Consider the following 17,807-nt stretch of genomic DNA (forward strand, 5'->3'; position numbering starts at 1 on the left):
ACCATGAACTTCTCCGCCTGGTCCATCCGCAATCCGGTCGCGCCGATTCTGGCGTTTTTCGTGCTGGTCGTGCTCGGCTGGCAGTCCTTCAACACGCTGCCGATCACCCGCTTCCCGAACATTGACGTGCCGATCGTTTCGATCGCCGTCACCCAGAGCGGCGCCGCGCCTGCCGAACTCGAGACCCAGGTCACCAAGGAAATCGAGGACGCGGTCGCCGGCATTTCCGGCGTCGACCATATCGAGTCGACAATAACCGACGGCACGTCCACCACCGCCGTCATCTTCCGCATGGAAGTGCCCACCCAACAGGCGGTCCAGGACGTCAAGGACGCGATCGACCGCATTCGCGGCGATCTGCCGACCTCGATCGATGAACCGATCGTCTCGAAGGTCGATGTCGAGGGCCAGGCGATCCAGACTTTCTCGATCTCCTCGCCCGGGATGACGCTCGAGGAGCTGTCCTGGTTCGTCGACGACACGGTCAAGCGCGCCATCCAGGGCCAGAGCGGCATTGGCCGCGTCGACCGCTATGGCGGGTCCGATCGCGAAGTCCGCATCGAGCTCGATGAGGACCGGCTGAATTCCTTCGGAATCACCGCTGCCGACGTCAACGGCCAGCTCCGCCGCATGAACATGGATCTCGGCTCGGGCCGCGGTCAGGTCGGCGGCAGCGAACAGGCGATCCGCACGCTCGGCGACGCACGCGATGTTTCCCAGCTCGCCAATACGATGATCTCGCTGCCGAACGGACGTTTCGTTCGTCTGTCGGAGCTCGGCAAGGTCACCGACACCTACGAGGAGCCTAAGTCCTTCTCGCGCTTCAACGGCCATCCCGGCGTCACCTTCGCGGTGTTCCGCGCCAAGGGCGCGAGCGAAGTCAGCGTCGCCGAAACGGTTGCCAAGACGCTCGACGAAATCCGCGCCAAGCACCCGGAAGTCACCATCGAGATGGTTGACGATTCGGTTTACTACACCTACGGCAACTACGAAGCGGCAATTCACACGCTGATCGAGGGCGCACTTCTCGCCGTCGTCGTCGTGATGCTGTTCCTGCGCAACTGGCGCGCCACGTTGATCTCGGCCGTTGCCCTGCCGCTCTCTGCCATCCCGACCTTCTGGGTCATGGAACTCCTCGGCTTCTCGCTGAACCTCGTCAGCTTCCTGGCGATGACGCTCGCGACCGGTATCCTTGTCGACGACGCGATCGTGGAGATCGAGAACATCGAACGGCATATCCGCATGGGCAAATCGCCCTACAAGGCGGCGATCGAGGCGGCGGACGAGATCGGCCTCGCCGTCATCGCCACCACCTTCACCATCATTGCCGTCTTCGTGCCCGTCTCCTTCATGCCGGGCATTCCCGGGCAGTACTTCATCCAGTTCGGCCTGACGGTCGCCGTCTCGGTGTTCTTCTCGCTCCTCGTCGCCCGCCTGATCACGCCTGTCATGGCCGCCTATCTGATGAAGCCGACGGACATCGGCGGCGGATATCATGGCGACGACGACAGCGCCATCATGCAGTTCTATACGCGCCTCGTGCGCTTCACCACGAAGCGCTGGTACACGCGCTATTCGACGCTGCTTGCGGCAATCGTGCTCTCGGTCGGCTCAGTGATCGCGCTCATGGTCTTCGTGCCGGGCAGCTTCCTGCCGCCGGAGGACAATTCGCGCGTCAGCCTGTCGATCGAATTGCCGCCGGATGCGATGCTCGAGGACACCGACCGGACGACGACGGAGATCTATAACCGCATCAAGGATATCGATGGCGTCGAGAACGTCTTCGTGCTTGGCGGCGCCTCGCCGAAGGGCGATCTCGAACTGCGCCGCGCCGCCGTCACCGTGCTTCTCGAGAAGCTCGATCATTCGCTCGTCAACAAGGTGGTCAACGACGTGATCGGCCGGACGCCGCTGATCGGTGAATATCTGCCGAAGCTGCCGCCGGCGGGCCGCATCAAGCCGCAGTCGCAGATCGAAAAGGAAATCCTCGCCAAGCTTCGATCGATCCCGGACGTCCGCGTCACCAAGCTCAACGATCGCGGTGAGCGCGACCTGTCGTTCAACCTGCTTTCCAGCAACGAAGCAGATCTTGACCAGGCGGTGGCCATTCTTGAAGCAAGCCTGCGCAAGGACCCGCTGCTCGCCAATGTCAGCCCCGACGGTGCCCTGCCCCGGCCGGAACTGCAGATCCGCCCGCGGGACGAACAGATGTCCCGTCTCGGCATCACGACCGCGCAGATATCCGAAGTCATTCGGGTCGCCACGATCGGCGATATCGACGCGCTGCTCACCAAGATTGCGCTGGACGGGCGCCTGATCCCGATCCGGGTCCAGCTCGATCGCGATTTCCGCACCGATCTGGCAGCTATCCGCAACCTGAAGGTCCAGACAGCCTCCGGTGCCACGGTACCGCTCTCGAGCGTCGCGGACATCAACTATGCGGAAGGACCGAGCTCCATCAAGCGCTACGACCGCTACCGTGTTGTGAAGCTCGGCGCCGATCTGCCCGCTGGTGTAGCCCTCGACACGGCTTCCGCCCGCTTCAAGGAGATCGCCGCGCAAGCCGAGCTGCCGGGTACGGTTCAGTTCATCGAGAGCGGCGATGCCGAGGTTCAGGCGGAGATGCAGCAGAGCTTCGGCAACGCCATGCTCTTGGGTCTGATGATGGTGCTGGTGGTGCTCATCCTGCTGTTCAAGGATGTCATCCAGCCTTTCACCATCCTGTTCTCGCTGCCGCTGGCGATCGGCGGCGTGGCTGCAGCGCTGATCCTCACCCAGAACGCGCTCTCGATGCCCGTGCTGATCGGCATCCTGATGCTGATGGGCATCGTTACCAAGAACGCCATCCTGCTCGTCGACTTCGGCATCGAGATGATGCACCACGGCATGGACCGGACGCTGGCGATGGTCGAAGCGGGCCGCAAGCGCGCCCGTCCGATCGTCATGACCTCGATCGCCATGTCGGCGGGCATGTTGCCTTCCGCGCTCGGCGTCGGCGAAGGCGGCTCGTTCCGCGCCCCGATGGCGATCGCCGTCATCGGCGGCATCATCGTCTCGACGGTGCTCAGCCTCGTCGTCGTGCCTTCATTCTTCCTGATCATGGACGACCTGTCGCGTCTTCTCGCCTGGATCTTCGGCCGCATGGTCGGCAAGAAGGAGGAGGAAGATCTGCCGCTCGACCGCGAGGCGCTCAGCAAACTCGCCGCCGAACAGGCGGGCACGATCGAAGGCCTCGAGGAACGCGTCAAGGCGCTGGAGGCGGAGCGGCGCGGCAAGTCGGACCGCAAGGTCATCAGCCATCCGGCCCTCGCCGCCGAATAGATGCGGGTTCATAGTCAGAACCGCTAAGCTCGCCTTAGGAAGCACAGGCTTTTTGCCTGACGCCTCACGTCGAGGCGTCAGAGCCCGCCCTGCACGCTCAGGAACTCGACGATCCGGTCGACGCCGTCGCCGCGCTTCATATCGGAAAACACGAAGGGCTTTTCGGCGCGCATCCGAGCCGCATCGCGCTCCATGACGTCGAGATCGGCGCCTACGTAAGGGGCAAGATCCTTCTTGTTGATGACCAGCAGATCGGACTTGGTGATCCCCGGGCCTCCCTTGCGCGGGATTTCCTCCCCCTGGCAGACGGAAATCACGTAGATTGTCAGGTCCGCCAGGTCGGGCGAGAAGGTGGCCGCGAGATTGTCGCCGCCCGATTCGATGAAGACGACGTCGAGATCCGGGATACGGCGGTTGAGCTCGGCAATCGCCTGAAGATTGATCGAAGCATCCTCGCGGATCGCCGTGTGCGGGCAGCCGCCGGTCTCGACGCCGACGATTCGCTCCGAAGGCAGCGCCTGCATGCGCACCAGCGCCTCGGCGTCCTCCTTCGTGTAGATGTCGTTGGTGACGACGGCGACCGAGTATTTCTCGCGCATCGCTTTGCACAGCTTATCGGTCAGCGCCGTCTTGCCCGACCCGACCGGGCCGCCGATGCCGACGCGAAGGGGACCGTTTTTCGATGGCATTTCCTGTGTCCTTTCTACTGCACAAGACGCGGCCGTGCCGCCGCTATGAGCGGAACAGCCGCGAATGCAGGGTTTCGTGTCTGAGCGATGCAATATCGGCCATGATCGCGGCCGAGCCAAGATCGTCGAGCGAGCCGCGTGCGGCACGGGAGGCAACCGCCGCAATCGCCGCCTCAAGGCCGGCCAGCACGCCGACGCCATCGCGCTGGCCGATGACGCCGCAGCGGATGGCAACCGAGACGGCACTCGATGCCGTTGCGTTGAGAAAGGCCGCGAGCGTCGGCTCCAGCCCGGTGCGATGCGCGCCGGCGACGGCGCCGACCGCGACCGGATAGGCGGCCGTTCCGAGCGTCTCCAGCACCGGGTGCGGCCAGTGGCTGGCGGCGGCGAGAAACGCCTCGCCAAGAAGCATGGTTTCCATGTGCCGCTCGCGAGAGCCGGCGAGCGCCTCGGCCAGTTCGCCGACCGCCTGCAGTCGTGCCGGATCGTCATGGCTGCGATAGCTTTCGGCCAGAAGCAGCGCGTCGTTCCGGAGCGCACCGTGATTCACAAGCGTTTCAAACCAAAGCCGCAGATCGTTGGCATTCGCCACGAGGCCGTCGTGAACCGCCTGTTCCAAACCGCCGGAATAGGAAAAGGAACCGACGGGAAAGGCGGGCGAAAGCCAGGTGACGAGGCGCAGCAGAGCCTGCGTTGCGGCCTCTTCAGCCATGGTGGTGGTGATGACCATGCCCATGATGGCCGCCGCCCGTGCCGTGATAGGCGCCGCGCAGAGGGTGGAAAGACTCCACGACTTCGCTCACCGTCGCTCCGAGGCCTTCGAGCATGGCGCGGATGACGGGATCGCGGGCAATCAGTATCCGCCCCTCCTCGATCGCTGCCGGCAGGTGGCGGTTGCCGAGATGCCAGGCGAGCTCGACCAGATGCAGCCTGTCGCGCGGACGGATCTCGTAGAGCGCCTCCTCGGCCGCCTTCACTTCGATATAGCCGCCGCCCTCCAGCACCAGGAGATCGCCGTCGGCGAGCATCACCGGCTCCTTGAGGTCGAGCATCACGACATCCTCGTTTTCCAGATGAAGGAGCTTTCGGCGCAGATGCCGCTGGTCGTGGGTGAGCGTCACCCGGTGAAGCGGCGCCTTGTCGGCGGTACCGGGGGAAAGAACTTCGGTCGAACGATAGGGCACGTCAGAGTACCTCGACCTTGTCCGGATGCACGACCTCGACGCGAACCTCGGCAAGGAGAGTAGCCATTGCCGCTTGGAAGGACTTCAGATGTGGCTCGGCGAAATGGTCATCGACGGCCGCAGGGCTCTTCCAGGTCTCGACGAAGACCAGCATGTCCGGCTCGGTGGTCTTGCGATAAAGATCATAGCTGACGCAGCCCTCCTCCTTGCGGGTGGCCTCGATCAGCGGCGCGGCGAGCGCTGCAACCTCGTCGCCCTTGCCCGCATGCGCCTTCAGATATGCGATGACGTAAACCATTGAATTCCATGTCTCCGACGGGATTCACTTTAACAAGAAAAAGCCCCGGCGCCAGCAAGAAGGCGAAAATCCAAAAGACTTTCAAACCTGCTTGCGGCAGCCGGGGCCTTCATGATCTCGATGCCGGATCAGGCAGCGATCTTCTGCGACTTCAGCGCGGCGAGGATGTTCTGCGGCGAGGAAACGCCATAGGGATCGCTGTCGCAATTGTCGGAATAGCCTTCTTCCTCGAACCACTGCTCGACCGTGCCGTTGTTGACGACGGCGGCGTAGCGCCAGGATCGCATGCCGAAGCCGAGATTGTCCTTGGCCACGAGCATGCCCATCTTGCGTGTGAACTCGCCCGAACCGTCCGGAATGAGCTTGACGTTTTCGAGCCCCTGCGACTTGCCCCAGGCGTTCATGACGAAGGCGTCGTTGACCGAGATGCAGTAGATCTCATCGATGCCGAGCGCGCGGAACTCGGGCGTCAGCTTCTCGAAATCCGGCAGCTGATAGGTCGAGCAGGTCGGGGTGAAGGCGCCCGGCAGCGAGAACAGCACGACGCGCTTGCCGGCGAAATAGTTATCCGACGAGACATCCTGCCAGCGGAACGGATTGGAACCGCCGACGGCTTCGTCGCGCACGCGGGTGCGGAAGGTTACAACGGGAACTTTTCTGCCGAGCATCTTCATCTCCTTCGAGTGGGCAGCCGGCCGCGTCAAGTCTTGGGAGGAAACCCGGCCGGCGAAAGGGAAGGCCCCTTCTACCGAAGATTCCGCTGCAGTGCAGCATCAAAGCGCAGTTTAAATCGGCGCCGCATGGCAGCCTTGCGATTGATGCATGGCTGCGGTTTGGCGGGTCTCCCTCTAGAACAGGAAGTACCGCTGCGCCATCGGCAGCACGGTCGCCGGTTCGCAGGTCAGCAGTACGCCGTCCGCGCGAACTTCATAGGTCTCCGGATCGACCTCGATATGCGGCGTCAGGCTGTTGTGGATCATCGACGCCTTACCGATACCGCCGCGGGTGTTCTGGACGGCGACGAGTTCCTTGGCGACACCGAGCCTTCCCGCCAGTCCGGCGTCGAGCGAGGCCTGCGAGACGAAGGTCACCGAAGAATTGGTCCGGCTCCGGCCATAGGCGCCGAACATCGGCCGGTAGTGGACCGGCTGCGGCGTCGGGATGGAGGCGTTCGGGTCGCCCATCGGCGCGGCCGCGATCGTGCCGCCGAGCAGCACCATGTCCGGCTTGACGCCGAAAAAGGCCGGGTTCCAGAGGACCAGATCGGCGCGCTTGCCGACTTCGAGGGATCCGATCTCATGGCTGAGGCCATGGGCGATCGCCGGGTTGATCGTGTATTTGGCGACATAGCGCTTGACGCGGAAATTGTCGTTGTCGCCGCTTTCTTCCTCCAGTCGGCCGCGCTGGCGCTTCATCTTGTCTGCCGTCTGCCAGGTGCGGATCGCCACCTCGCCGACGCGACCCATGGCCTGACTGTCGGAGGAGATGATCGAGAAGGCGCCGATGTCGTGGAGGATGTCTTCCGCCGCGATCGTCTCCTTGCGGATGCGGCTTTCGGCAAAGGCGATGTCCTCGGGGATCGAGGGGGACAGGTGATGGCAGACCATCAGCATGTCGAGATGCTCGGCGAGCGTGTTCAGCGTGTAGGGCCGCGTCGGGTTGGTCGAGGACGGGATGACGTTCGGCTGTCCGCAGATCTTGATGATGTCCGGCGCGTGGCCGCCGCCGGCCCCTTCGGTGTGAAAGGCGTGAATGGTCCGGCCCTTGATCGCCGCGATCGTGTCCTCGACGAAGCCGCTTTCGTTCAGCGTATCGGTGTGGATCATCACCTGGACGTCGTATTCGTCCGCGACCGACAGGCAGCAATCGATCGCCCCGGGCGTCGTTCCCCAATCCTCGTGCAGCTTCAGCGAGGTGGCGCCGCCGAGCACCATTTCGACGAGCGCGCCGGGCAGCGAGGCATTGCCCTTGCCGGCGAAGGCGAGGTTCATCGGAAACGCATCGGCCGCCTCGATCATCCGGGCGATGTGCCACGGCCCCGGCGTGCAGGTGGTCGCCAGCGTGCCGTGCGCCGGCCCCGTGCCGCCGCCCAGCATGCAGGTCAACCCGCTCATCAGCGCCTCTTCGATCTGTTGCGGGCAGATGAAGTGGATGTGGCTGTCCATGCCCCCGGCCGTGACGATCTTGCCCTCACCGGCGATCGCCTCGGTGCCTGGGCCGACGATGATGTTCACGCCCGGCTGCGTGTCCGGATTGCCGGCCTTGCCGATCGCGGCGATCCGGCCGTCCTTGAGGCCGATATCCGCCTTGACGATTCCCCAGTGATCGACGATCAGCGCATTGGTGATAACCGTATCGACCGCACCGCCCTCGCGCGTCACCTGGCTCTGGCCCATGCCGTCGCGGATGACCTTGCCGCCGCCGAACTTCACCTCCTCGCCATAGGTGGTGAAATCCTTCTCGACCTCGATGAAGAGTTCCGTATCGGCAAGCCGAACCTTGTCGCCCACGGTCGGACCGAACATGTTGGCATAGGCGGCGCGCGACATTTTGTAGGACATGGTTTCAGGCTCCTTGGGGCAAGTCTGGCAAAGGCAATGGACTGAGGCGACGTAGCCGCCCCTCGGCGGCAAGCGCATTGACAAAACGGCGCTCCGCAGCAAAGGGATGCCACTCCCAGCCGCTGTGACCGAAGCCGGCAAGCACGATTTCGTCGCCGGCAGAGGCGGTGCCGGACAGGATGTCGGCGATCACCACCAGCCCGCTCGACGGCGCGACGTAGGGCGCCGGCGCGAAACGGGCGAGGTCCTGCTCCAACTGCTCGTGCGTCCCTATCGGCACGACCCTATGTCGCCGGCCTGTCGCCCGCGCGAAACTTTCGAAGCCGGTCGTGTAGTCGTCACAGAAATCGTCGAGGTCCGGATGCGCCTCGGCAAGTGCTGCCCGCATCGCCGCGAATTTCGCGCCGGAGCGCACGCTCCAGAATTCGCGCGCCTGTCGCACCGGCTCGCTCGTCTTCCAGCGGCCGCCGCCGAGCATCGACAGCGCCGGCCGGCCGGTGTTGCAGACGGCTATGACATCGGTCTTCCTGCCGCCCCGGCCGACCGAGCGGCAGTCATTGAAGCGGACCACGAGGTCGGCAGCATCGATCGTCGCGGCAGCACCTTCCGGCACCTCGCCGTTGCCCACGATCATGATGACGCGCCGACTTTGCAACGGTCAGTTCCCTGCAGTTTCGAGCAACTCTTTCAATTCGGCGGTACGCTTGCGGGTCAATTCCGCGAGGCAGCCGGAGACCAGCATGGGCTCCATCGAGCCGCCCCGCGCCTCGAACCCGGCGAGCTCGCACTGACCGTCGCGGTAGCCGATCCAGGCCCGTTGCGCCTTCTTCAACGCTTCGACGGCTCCGACATAGGCGACATCGATGGCACCGAGCTCCTTGTCGGTTTCCTGCATCGCGGCGATCGCCTCACGGTAGATTTTATTGAGTTCCGCGTCCGCCGCCTGGTATTCCTGATCGGCGCAAATGTTCAAATCCATCTGCGTCACTGCCTTTTGGCAGTCCACCTCAGGCTGTTCCTGAGCGAAGGCGGAACCCACGAGAATGAAAAGCAGGCCGGTTGCGGGTGCGGCCGCCCTCATAGCTTGCCCATCACCTGCTGGCGGAAGCCAAAAACCTCGCGCTTGCCGGAAAGCGGGATCAGCGTGACCTGCCGCGTCTGCCCCGGCTCGAAGCGCACGGCCGTGCCGGCGGGGATGTCGAGCCGCTTGCCCCGAGCCGCGTCACGGTCGAAGATCAGGCCGGGGTTCGTTTCCGCAAAATGATAGTGACTGCCAACCTGCACCGGCCGGTCGCCGGAGTTGGAGACTTCAATGGTGACGGTCTGAAGACCGCCATTGAGTTCGATGTCGCCAGCGGCTGCGATAATCTCGCCTGGAATCATGCTCACGCCCCCTTACGCGGCCTTCTCTGACGCGCAGCCTTGCGGTTTCAGCACGCGCTCCGTCGAAGCCGGATATTTCTTCAGCATTGCCGCCGGACGCACCGGCCGGCAGACCAGTTCGCCGCTGCAGTTCGGGCAGATCCCGGAGAGCTTTGCCTCGGCGCAATCGGCGCAAAAGGTGCATTCGAAAGTGCAGATCATCGCCTCCCGGCTGTCGGGCGGCAGGTCGCGATCGCAACATTCGCAGTTCGGGCGCAGGCTCAGCATGATTTCCTCCTAGCGGATCGGCTCGTGAACGGTGACGAGCTTCGTCCCATCCGGGAAAGTCGCCTCGATCTGGATGTCGTGGATCATCTCCGCAATGCCCTCCATCACCTGGTCGCGGGTCAGCACATGCGCGCCGGCCTCCATCAATTCGGCAACGGAACGGCCGTCGCGCGCACCCTCGACGACGAAATCGGTGATGAGGGCGATGGCCTCGGGATGGTTGAGCTTGACACCTCGCTCAAGACGTCGGCGCGCGACCATTGCCGCCATGGAAATCAACAGTTTGTCTTTTTCGCGCGGAGTGAGATTCATGCGTCGCTATCCGGATTGCTTGCGGGATCAGAGAGTCCAGACTTTCGGCACAGATGCGTCCTTACGCAAGTGCGAAATGAGCGGGACGAGGATTTTTCTAAGCTCGAAACCATCGGCAGCCGCGACACGGGCGACGAGCTTGTCGCGGCCGCCGACCTTGTAGTGGCTGACGCCAGACGCCACGACCGGTGCGAGTATTCCGCGCAGCTTCGAAAGCATCGCTTCGCAGTCCGGCGCCGCATAGAGGAGCGTGGCGAAAGCGGCAGCGCCGCCAAGCGTTGCGGGCCTGGCGGCAAGCCTCGCAATGTCATCGGCAAGCGTCAGGTTCTCGGCATGGACCAGCCTGCCGCCGCTCCGGACCCGCCAGCGATCGCGAAACAGGCCGGCATGCACCGCCTCGCCCATCGCCTTGCGGCCGAGAAGCACGGCCTCGACCGCGAGAAAACTCGCATCGGGCGCCAGATCGACCTCGAGCGAGCGCGACAGCGAGGCGCGGTCGAAGAGGATCGTTTCCTGTGGCAGCCAATCGACCCGGGCTCCGGCAGCCACAGATATGCGCGTCGCGATCGCGGCCGTATCCGCACTCGCCTTGTAGATCTTCTCGCAGGCCTGCGTGGTCAGCGTCAGGCTGGTCCCCGCGCCGGCCGCGAAGCCCCATTCGAGTTGGTCGCCCCCGGTAACGCCGCCCGAGGAGTTGATGAGCACCGCTTCCATCGAACTGTCGAAGGTCTTGGGCAAACGGATCTTGGCGCAGCCTTCCTGGTAGAGCTCGGCGATGCGCGTGCGGCCCCTTTCGGACTTGGCAACAAGCCGCCCCTTTCCCCACGCCCTTTGCGGAGCGATGATCGCCGCGTCACTCAAGTCTTCAGACGTCCCCTGCCGGCACGCCCCGCCGACGTGCATCGATGCGGCATGGTCTGAAATCGTAAGACCAAAGTCAAGTCTCTGTTTCGCAAGCGAAATCGAGGCCGCTGAAATAAACAAAGCTCGGGTGGGCGGCTACGAGCAGGGGCCGGACCGCGGGGACTTCCGAACAGAGAGGGCGCCGGCTTGCGGCACCCTCTCCTACGGCTACTCCGACACGTGCTATCTTTAGGAGCGTGCGAACTCCAGCAGGTCCTTGTTCAACTGCTCCTTGTGCGTGTCCGTGATTCCGTGCGGCGCACCCGGATAGACCTTCAGCTCCGCATGCGGAATGAGCTTCCCGGCGGCTCGGGCGGCAGCATCGATCGGAACGATCTGGTCGTCGTCGCCGTGGATGATCAGCGTCGGCACATCGAACTTCTTCAGGTCCTCGGTGAAGTCTGTCTGCGAGAAGGCAACGATCGAATCATAGGTGTTCTTGTGGCCGGCCGTCATGCCCTGCAGCCAGAAGCTGTCGATCATCCCCTGCGAAGGCTTCGCGCCCGGCCGGTTGAAGCCGAAGAAGGGCCCCGAGGCGATGTCCTTGTAGAGTTGCGAGCGGTCGGCGAGGCTGGCCGCCTGCAAGCCATCGAACACGTCCTTCGGCAGGCCACCGGGGTTCTTGTCGGTCTTGACCATCAGCGGCGGCACTGCCGAGATCAGGCCAGCCTTGGCGACGCGGCTCGTACCGTGACGGCCGATATAGCGGGCGATCTCGCCGCCGCCGGTGGAAAAGCCGGCCAGGAAGATGCCCTTGAGATCCAGTTGCTCGATCAGATCGGCAAGATCGTCGGCATAATGATCCATGTCGTTGCCATCCCAGGGCTGGCTGGACCGGCCGTGACCGCGGCGATCATGGGTGACGACGCGGAAACCGTTGTTGGCCAAATGGAAGGCCTGGGCTTCCCAGCTATCGGATGACAGCGGCCAGCCGTGGCTGAGGACGACGACCGGACCGTCCTTCGGACCCCAGTCCTTGTAGTAGATTTCAACGCCGTCGCGAGTTGTGATCCTGCTTCCCATGGTCCTTGCTCCTTCCGTGGTTGATGGCTTTACCTTATCCGCCGCTGCGGCCGGCGGGGAGACTGAGAGTGCGGCGGCCGCGCTGGCGGCACCGAGAGCTCCCGCCAGCATCTCCCTCCTGGAAACGGTGGCCGTGGTGTTTTGAACCTTGGCCATCGAATTGCTCCATCTTTTCGTGAGGCAGCTATTAAATCGCGTACGATATAAATCGACGTTTTTCATCGCCATCGATTAAATCGTGTACGATGTTTATCGCGAACAAATCCCCCTGTCAATACCTTGCGATTATATCGCGAACGATTTACCTTGTTTTCTACGCGAACTCGGAAGAAGGTCATGGCGAAGGCAGAGACTCCCTCCCCCGAAGAGCTGATGAAGCTCGATAATTTCCTGTGCTTCGCGATCTATTCTGCGAACCATGCATTCACGCGCGTCTACAAGCCTCTGCTCGACGAGTTGGACCTCACCTATCCACAATATCTCGTGATGGTTGCCCTATGGGAAAAGGACGATCAGACTGTCGGCAGCCTGGGGGAGAAGCTCTTCCTGGAATCAAGCACCCTCACCCCGATGCTGAAGCGTCTCGAGGCGATGGGTTATATTTCGAGGGTTCGCGACCGGGCCGATGAGCGCCAGGTGCGGGTGCGCCTGACCGAGATCGGCCGAGCGCTCAAGGAAAAGGCCAGCACCGTTCCGCTTGGCATCGTTGATGCGACCGGAATGGAACCCGCGGAGATTGGCCGGCTCAAAAAGGAAATCGCAACACTCCGCGCGTCGCTGTTGCGGTAGCGCTGTCACCCATTTAAACGCCGACGACCACCGCCCCTCCGGTCAGCCCCGCGCCGGCCGCCGTCAGCAACAGCCTTTCCCCATGCGCGAAACGCTTGGCCTTGTGCGCGAGCGAAAGCGACAACGGGATCGTCGCTGCCGACGAATTGCCGTGGTCCTCGATGGTCCGCACGGTCTTTGACGGGTCGATGCCGAGATTGCCGCAGACTGCATCGAAGATCCGGACATTCGCCTGGTGCGGCACGAAGCGGCTGACGTCCCCCGGGCCAAGACCGGCATCGGCGAGCGCTTGGGTTGCGCAAGCCGTCATCATCTCCACTGCCCGCACGAACACCTCCCGCCCGTCGCACATCGTCATCAGCACGTCCTCCGCCGCCATCCCCGCCGCGAAGGGTCGGTTGCTGCCGCCGGCGGGAATCGTGATCAGATCGTAGCCGCTCCCGTCCGATGCCAGATCGACTCCGACAAGCCCCTTGGCCGGATCGGCTGACGGCGCGACCACAACCGCACCGGCCGCATCGGCAAAGAGCACGGCGCTCGCCCTCTCGGCCGGGTTGATGCGGCGGCTCAGGATATTGGCGGCAACGACGAGAACAGGCTTTGCCTGCGCACGAACGAAGCCGTCGGCGAGCGTCAGCGCGTAGAGGAAGCCCGAGCAGGCACCGGCAAGGTCGATCGCACCGGAGTTGGCGAGTCCGAGACGATGGGCGAGCAGCGGTGCGGAGGGCGGCAGGAGGTGATCGGGCGTCGAGGTCGCAAGCAGCGTCAAGGCGATATCGCCTCGCGGAATCCCCGCATCCTCAAGCGCGGCTTCGCCGGCCCTCGCCGCAAGGCCGCTCAGCGTATCGCCGTCCTCGACCCAGCGCCGTGCGCGGATGCCGGTGCGGCGCTCGATCCAGCCCGGCTCAAGCCCGAGTTTCGCTTCGATCTCGGCGTTCTCGACGCGCCGCGCCGGCACGGAATGGCCGAAGCCGGCAAGGCGGGATGACCGGACGACGCTCATAGCCGCCCCGCCGCAAAGGCCGACGCCGCCTCGTCGATCGCGTCATAGGCCCGGTCGAGATCGGCGTCGGTGACGCAATAGGGCGGCATCAGATAGATGACATTGCCGAGCGGGCGGATGAGCAGCCGGCGCTCACGAAAGAAGCGCTTCAGCCGCGGCCCGACATCCGCCAGATAGCCGCCCGCCGACACGGAAAGGTCAAGCGCGACGATCGTACCGGCCTGGCGAACATTGCGGAAGCGCGGATCGGCGCCGAAGCGCTGGAGATGCCGCCGCTGCTTCGCGGCAAGCGCTTCGATGCGTTCGCCGACCGGCTCCGAGTTCCAGACGGCGAGATTGGCGACGGCCGCCGCGCAGGCGATCGGATTGGCCGTATAGGAGCTGGAATGGAAGAATGTCCGGCGCCGGTCGACCGACAGATGCGCGTCGAATATCTCGGCCGTGCAAAGGGTCGCCGCCAGCGGCAGCGCTCCGCCGGTCAGGCCCTTCGAGGTGCAGAGGATGTCCGGCGCGATCCCTGCCTGCTCGCAGGCAAACAGGCTGCCGGTCCGGCCCCAGCCGGTCATCACCTCGTCGGCAATCAGGAGAGTGCCGTGCCGTTCGGCAATCCGCTTCAGTTCGGCAAGCACGACAGCCGGGTAGATCTTCATCCCGCCGGCACCGAGAACCAACGGCTCGGCGATGAGCGCCGCCACACGGCCGGAAGCGCAAATGCTGTCGAACGCGTCGAGCGTCTCCTGTTCGCGTCCGGGCTCCGGGAACGGCAACCGGTCGACGGCGAAGAGAAGCGGCTCGTAGGCGGCATTGAACACGCCGCGCTCGCCGGCCGACATCGTGCCGATCGTATCGCCGTGATAGCTGTGCTCCATCACGCAGATGCGGCTGCGCGGTGCGCCGATATTGTTGAAGTAGCCGAGCGCCATCTTCAGCGCCACCTCCACGGCCGTCGAGCCGCTGTCGGAATAGAAGACGTGCTTCAGTCCGACGGGGGCGATCTCGATCAGGCCCTTGGCCAGTTCCTCCGCCGGCGCATGGGTATATTCGGCGAAGATCACCTGATCATAGGTTTCCGCGGCGCTCCGGATCGCCTCCATGATCGCCGGGTGTCGGTGACCGTGGGTGATCACCCACCAGGACGAGATCGCATCGAGAATGTGCGCGCCCTCCTCGCCGATCAGATAGGCGCCCTCGGTGCGGACGATACGCTTCATCGCCGGTTCCAGCGCGTGCTGGGTAAAGGGGTGCCACACCGGAGAGCGGCTCATGCCAGCGCCTCGCGAATTCGGTCGAATTCAAAATGTTCGCGGAAGGCTCGCCGCAACGCATCCGGCGTCAAAGGATCGAGCCGCGGCAGCCGACCGAGCACAGGGACATGTCCCAGTTCACCGATGATATTCTCCGTATCCGCCCGCGCCTCGCCGATGAAGGCGACCCCAACAATCGGGATCGACCGGACTCGCAGCGCTTCGAGCGACAGCAGCGTGTGATTGATCGTGCCGAGTTCGGTGCGGGCGCAGAGGACAACGGGAATTTGCCAGCGCTGAAACACATCGGCAAAGACCGTCCGTTCCGTCAGCGGCACCAGAAGCCCCCCCGCCCCTTCGATGACGAGCGGCGCGTCGACCGATGGCGGCGAAAGGCTATCCGGCTGGATCGTCGCGCCGTCGAGCCTGGCGGAGAGATGCGGCGAAGCGGGTGTGGCGAGCCTGTAGGCCTCCGTCAGGATGCGGCGAGCCTCCATCCGGCCGAGCCGCCGGACGGTCTCGCTGTCCGTCTCGCCGTCGAGCCCGGCCTGCACCGGCTTCCAGTAGCAGCCGGCAAGCGCATCGGTGAGCGCGGCGGCAAAGACAGTCTTGCCGATGCCGGTGTCCGTGCCGGTGATCACGACGCGGGATGTCATCAGCGCTCCTCCGCCATCGCGACCTTCAGCCGTTCCAGCATCTGCTCGATCGCCGTCCTGTCGACATTCAGCGTGATCGCGATCCGGAGCCGCGCCGTGCCCTCGGGAACTGTCGGCGGCCGGATCGCCCGGATGTCGAAGCCTTCCGAACGCAGGCGCGCCGCGATCCTCACGGCTCGACCGTTGTCGCCGATCATCACCGGCAGGATCTGCGATCCGCTGCCTTCGACGCCGAGCGTTGCCGCAAGCGCCGCATTGGCAAAGGTGTGAAGCGCGTCGAATTCCGCCCGGCGCTGCGGTTCGTCCGCGGCGATCCGCAAAGCCTCGCGAACCGCGGCCGCCGTCAGCGGCGACGGTGCGGTCGAATAGATGAAGCCGCGGGCGCGGTTGACGAGATAGTCGCACAGGATTGCATGGGCGCCGAGCAACGCGCCGGAAACGCCGAGCGCCTTGCCGCAAGTATGCAGCACGACGACATTTTCCCGGCCTTCGAGCGCCGCCGAAAGCCCGCGGCCGCCCCGACCGAAGACACCCGTGGCGTGGGCCTCGTCGATGACCAGGAAGCCGTCGTGTTCTTCGGCCATTGCGGCAAGTTCGACGAGCGGCGCCCGGTCGCCGTCCATCGAATAGAGGCTTTCAACGGCAATCCATGGGTGCCCCGTTCCGCCGGCGCTGCGCCACTTGTGGATTGCATCGGCAAAAGCATCGAGATCGTTGTGGCTTGCGGCAACGGCCGGCGCCTTGCTTGCGGTGATGCCTTCATGGGCGCTCGCATGGATCAGCGCGTCATGGACGATGATGTCGTCTCGCTGCGGCAGGGTCGAAAACAGCGCCACATTCGCGGCATAGCCGCTGCCGAAAAAAAGCGCCCGATCCGCGCCGAAGAATGCGGCCGCCTCGACCTCCAGTGCCTCGTGCTCCGGATGGTTGCCGCGCAGCAGCCGCGACCCGCCCGCGCCGGCCGGCACGCCGCCCTCGAGCGCCGATAGGACCGCCGTCTTCAGGCGCGGCGAGTGGGCAAGGCCCAAGTAGTCGTTCGAAGTAAAATCGACTCCTTCTTGGGCGACAAGCGCCCGTCGCCGCCCCTTTCGCCCGAGCCCCGCCAGGGTCCTCTCGTAGCGGCCGAGAGCGCCGGCGATCATTCGGCCGGCTCCATCTCCGCCGGCTGCAGTGCCATCGGCTTCAGTCCGAGGCGACGGAACAACGCCGCATCATGATCCTCGCCGGGATTGTCGGCAGTCAACAACGTCTCCCCGACGAAGATCGAATTCGCCCCGGCGAAGAAACAGAGCGCCTGCATCTCGTCGGACATGTCCGTGCGGCCGGCGGAAAGGCGGACATGGGACTGCGGCATCAGGATACGGGCGAGCGCGATCGTCCGGATGAAATCGATCGGATCGACAGGCGGCGCATCGGCGAGCTTCGATCCGGGAATGGGGATCAACATGTTGATCGGCACGCTTTCCGGCGCGGCAGGAAGATTGGCGAGCGTCACCAGCATCGAGATGCGGTCGTCAACCGTCTCGCCCATGCCCAATATGCCGCCGGCGCAGACCTTGATTCCGGCATCACGGACATTGGCGAGCGTTTCCAGTCGGTCGGCGAAGGTGCGGGTGGTGATGATCTCGCCGTAGAAGCGCTCCGAAGTGTCGACGTTGTGGTTGTAGTAGTCGAGCCCGGCCCCTGCGAGCCGCTCCGACTGGGCAGGCGACAGCATGCCGAGCGTCATGCAGGTTTCCATCCCGAGCGCCTTGACGCCGCGGACCATGGCGACGATCGCCTCCATGTCCCGTTCCTTCGGACTGCGCCAGGCTGCCCCCATGCAGTAGCGCGTCGCGCCACCGTCCTTGGCCTTGCGCGCCTCGGCGATGACGCGTTCGATCTCCATCAGCTTCGACGCCTTGAGGCCGGTCGGATAATGCGCCGACTGGCTGCAATAGCCGCAATCCTCCGCGCAGCCGCCGGTCTTGATGGACAGGAGCCGGCTCATCTGCACTGCGTTCGGATCGAAATGCGTGCGATGTAGGGACTGGGCGCGGAACAGAAGGTCGTTGAAAGGCAAATTATAGATTTTTTTGCTTCAGCGAGGTTCCAAGGCATTTCATCGGTGCCGCAGCTGACCGAACCTGCCCCGCCCGTTACGATCACATCCCGCATTCGTGGCTATCCCCCTC

General features: G+C 64.2%; 20 protein-coding genes. 2 read left to right on the forward strand and 18 right to left on the reverse strand.

Going from position 1 to position 17,807, the window contains the following annotated elements; all coding sequences use genetic code 11:
• Positions 1-3: 3 nt before the first annotated feature.
• On the forward strand, positions 4-3,321 hold the full coding sequence (locus tag AU381_RS02215) for an efflux RND transporter permease subunit (RefSeq protein ID WP_064240187.1): 3,318 nt from the start codon (positions 4-6) through the stop codon (positions 3,319-3,321).
• Positions 3,322-3,398: 77 nt separating this feature from the next.
• On the opposite strand, the gene ureG is transcribed toward AU381_RS02215, so the two are convergent.
• The 13 genes from ureG to AU381_RS02280 form a co-directional block, all read right to left on the reverse strand.
• Complete coding sequence (gene ureG / locus AU381_RS02220; protein ID WP_064240188.1) at positions 3,399-4,010, reverse strand: urease accessory protein UreG; 612 nt, start codon at positions 4,008-4,010, stop codon at positions 3,399-3,401.
• 43 nt (positions 4,011-4,053) lie between these two features.
• On the reverse strand, positions 4,054-4,722 hold the full coding sequence (locus tag AU381_RS02225) for an urease accessory protein UreF (RefSeq protein WP_064240223.1): 669 nt from the start codon (positions 4,720-4,722) through the stop codon (positions 4,054-4,056).
• The gene (gene ureE / locus AU381_RS02230; protein ID WP_064240189.1) at positions 4,715-5,194 is read right to left on the reverse strand and encodes an urease accessory protein UreE; all 480 of its coding nucleotides are present in this window, start codon (positions 5,192-5,194) and stop codon (positions 4,715-4,717) included. The genes AU381_RS02225 and ureE overlap by 8 nt, the downstream gene beginning before the upstream one ends.
• A 1-nt stretch (position 5,195) precedes the next feature.
• Positions 5,196-5,492, reverse strand: a complete 297-nt coding sequence (locus tag AU381_RS02235) for a putative quinol monooxygenase (RefSeq protein ID WP_064240190.1) — start codon at positions 5,490-5,492, stop codon at positions 5,196-5,198.
• A 128-nt stretch (positions 5,493-5,620) separates the two neighbouring features.
• A complete protein-coding gene (locus tag AU381_RS02240; protein WP_064240191.1) occupies positions 5,621-6,160 on the reverse strand; it encodes a peroxiredoxin in 540 nt (179 codons plus the stop codon).
• Between the two features lie 180 nt (positions 6,161-6,340).
• A complete protein-coding gene (gene ureC, locus AU381_RS02245) occupies positions 6,341-8,053 on the reverse strand; it encodes an urease subunit alpha (RefSeq protein WP_064240192.1) in 1,713 nt (570 codons plus the stop codon).
• Positions 8,054-8,057: 4 nt separating this feature from the next.
• On the reverse strand, positions 8,058-8,708 hold the full coding sequence (locus AU381_RS02250) for a hypothetical protein (protein WP_064240193.1): 651 nt from the start codon (positions 8,706-8,708) through the stop codon (positions 8,058-8,060).
• A gap of 3 nt (positions 8,709-8,711) precedes the next feature.
• Entirely contained in the window at positions 8,712-9,134 is a 423-nt protein-coding gene (locus tag AU381_RS02255) for a lysozyme inhibitor LprI family protein (protein WP_064240194.1), read from the reverse strand.
• Positions 9,131-9,436: an urease subunit beta gene (locus AU381_RS02260; RefSeq protein WP_064240195.1), complete on the reverse strand. Its 306-nt coding sequence runs from the start codon at positions 9,434-9,436 to the stop codon at positions 9,131-9,133. The genes AU381_RS02255 and AU381_RS02260 overlap by 4 nt, the downstream gene beginning before the upstream one ends.
• A gap of 12 nt (positions 9,437-9,448) precedes the next feature.
• Positions 9,449-9,703: a DUF1272 domain-containing protein gene (locus tag AU381_RS28110; protein ID WP_082909602.1), complete on the reverse strand. Its 255-nt coding sequence runs from the start codon at positions 9,701-9,703 to the stop codon at positions 9,449-9,451.
• 9 nt (positions 9,704-9,712) lie between these two features.
• Positions 9,713-10,015, reverse strand: a complete 303-nt coding sequence (locus tag AU381_RS02270) for an urease subunit gamma (protein ID WP_012066611.1) — start codon at positions 10,013-10,015, stop codon at positions 9,713-9,715.
• A gap of 27 nt (positions 10,016-10,042) precedes the next feature.
• Positions 10,043-10,876 carry an urease accessory protein UreD gene (locus AU381_RS02275; RefSeq protein ID WP_156528525.1) on the reverse strand — a complete coding sequence of 278 codons (834 nt, stop codon included), beginning with the start codon at positions 10,874-10,876 and terminating at the stop codon, positions 10,043-10,045.
• 231 nt (positions 10,877-11,107) lie between these two features.
• Positions 11,108-12,097, reverse strand: a complete 990-nt coding sequence (locus AU381_RS02280) for an alpha/beta fold hydrolase (RefSeq protein ID WP_064240198.1) — start codon at positions 12,095-12,097, stop codon at positions 11,108-11,110.
• A 180-nt stretch (positions 12,098-12,277) separates the two neighbouring features.
• Here AU381_RS02280 and AU381_RS02285 point away from each other — a divergent pair, with 180 nt between their 5' ends.
• The gene (locus tag AU381_RS02285) at positions 12,278-12,730 is read left to right on the forward strand and encodes a MarR family winged helix-turn-helix transcriptional regulator (protein ID WP_064240199.1); all 453 of its coding nucleotides are present in this window, start codon (positions 12,278-12,280) and stop codon (positions 12,728-12,730) included.
• 13 nt (positions 12,731-12,743) lie between these two features.
• Here the strand turns inward: AU381_RS02285 and AU381_RS02290 are convergent, their stop codons facing one another.
• From AU381_RS02290 to bioB, 5 genes are read right to left on the reverse strand one after another with little or no spacing between them, the layout of a single operon-like run.
• Complete coding sequence (locus AU381_RS02290; protein WP_064240200.1) at positions 12,744-13,733, reverse strand: beta-ketoacyl-ACP synthase III; 990 nt, start codon at positions 13,731-13,733, stop codon at positions 12,744-12,746.
• Positions 13,730-14,998 carry an adenosylmethionine--8-amino-7-oxononanoate transaminase gene (locus tag AU381_RS02295; protein WP_064240201.1) on the reverse strand — a complete coding sequence of 423 codons (1,269 nt, stop codon included), beginning with the start codon at positions 14,996-14,998 and terminating at the stop codon, positions 13,730-13,732. Before AU381_RS02295 ends, AU381_RS02290 begins: the two co-directional genes overlap by 4 nt.
• Positions 14,995-15,633, reverse strand: coding sequence for a dethiobiotin synthase (gene bioD / locus AU381_RS02300; RefSeq protein WP_064240202.1), 639 nt, complete (start codon positions 15,631-15,633; stop codon positions 14,995-14,997). The genes AU381_RS02295 and bioD overlap by 4 nt, the downstream gene beginning before the upstream one ends.
• Positions 15,633-16,775: an 8-amino-7-oxononanoate synthase gene (locus tag AU381_RS02305; protein ID WP_064240203.1), complete on the reverse strand. Its 1,143-nt coding sequence runs from the start codon at positions 16,773-16,775 to the stop codon at positions 15,633-15,635. The genes bioD and AU381_RS02305 overlap by 1 nt, the downstream gene beginning before the upstream one ends.
• Complete coding sequence (gene bioB, locus AU381_RS02310) at positions 16,772-17,704, reverse strand: biotin synthase BioB (protein ID WP_064240204.1); 933 nt, start codon at positions 17,702-17,704, stop codon at positions 16,772-16,774. The genes AU381_RS02305 and bioB overlap by 4 nt, the downstream gene beginning before the upstream one ends.
• Positions 17,705-17,807: the final 103 nt, after the last annotated feature.

The organism is Sinorhizobium glycinis (genome assembly GCF_001651865.1).
In the GTDB taxonomy this organism is placed as follows: domain Bacteria; phylum Pseudomonadota; class Alphaproteobacteria; order Rhizobiales; family Rhizobiaceae; genus Sinorhizobium; species Sinorhizobium glycinis.

Coding starts and splice junctions, on each gene's coding strand:
- AU381_RS02285 (WP_064240199.1), top strand. CDS start 12,278: ATGGCGAAGGCAGAGACTCCCTCCCCCGAAGAGCTGATGAAGCTCGAT.
- AU381_RS02235 (WP_064240190.1), bottom strand. CDS start 5,492: ATGGTTTACGTCATCGCATATCTGAAGGCGCATGCGGGCAAGGGCGAC.
- AU381_RS02305 (WP_064240203.1), bottom strand. CDS start 16,775: ATGATCGCCGGCGCTCTCGGCCGCTACGAGAGGACCCTGGCGGGGCTC.
- AU381_RS02240 (WP_064240191.1), bottom strand. CDS start 6,160: ATGCTCGGCAGAAAAGTTCCCGTTGTAACCTTCCGCACCCGCGTGCGC.
- AU381_RS02270 (WP_012066611.1), bottom strand. CDS start 10,015: ATGAATCTCACTCCGCGCGAAAAAGACAAACTGTTGATTTCCATGGCG.
- bioD (WP_064240202.1), bottom strand. CDS start 15,633: ATGACATCCCGCGTCGTGATCACCGGCACGGACACCGGCATCGGCAAG.
- AU381_RS28110 (WP_082909602.1), bottom strand. CDS start 9,703: ATGCTGAGCCTGCGCCCGAACTGCGAATGTTGCGATCGCGACCTGCCG.
- AU381_RS02225 (WP_064240223.1), bottom strand. CDS start 4,722: ATGGCTGAAGAGGCCGCAACGCAGGCTCTGCTGCGCCTCGTCACCTGG.
- ureC (WP_064240192.1), bottom strand. CDS start 8,053: ATGTCCTACAAAATGTCGCGCGCCGCCTATGCCAACATGTTCGGTCCG.
- AU381_RS02290 (WP_064240200.1), bottom strand. CDS start 13,733: ATGAGCGTCGTCCGGTCATCCCGCCTTGCCGGCTTCGGCCATTCCGTG.
- AU381_RS02280 (WP_064240198.1), bottom strand. CDS start 12,097: ATGGCCAAGGTTCAAAACACCACGGCCACCGTTTCCAGGAGGGAGATG.
- AU381_RS02295 (WP_064240201.1), bottom strand. CDS start 14,998: ATGAGCCGCTCTCCGGTGTGGCACCCCTTTACCCAGCACGCGCTGGAA.
- AU381_RS02260 (WP_064240195.1), bottom strand. CDS start 9,436: ATGATTCCAGGCGAGATTATCGCAGCCGCTGGCGACATCGAACTCAAT.
- AU381_RS02255 (WP_064240194.1), bottom strand. CDS start 9,134: ATGAGGGCGGCCGCACCCGCAACCGGCCTGCTTTTCATTCTCGTGGGT.
- ureG (WP_064240188.1), bottom strand. CDS start 4,010: ATGCCATCGAAAAACGGTCCCCTTCGCGTCGGCATCGGCGGCCCGGTC.
- AU381_RS02215 (WP_064240187.1), top strand. CDS start 4: ATGAACTTCTCCGCCTGGTCCATCCGCAATCCGGTCGCGCCGATTCTG.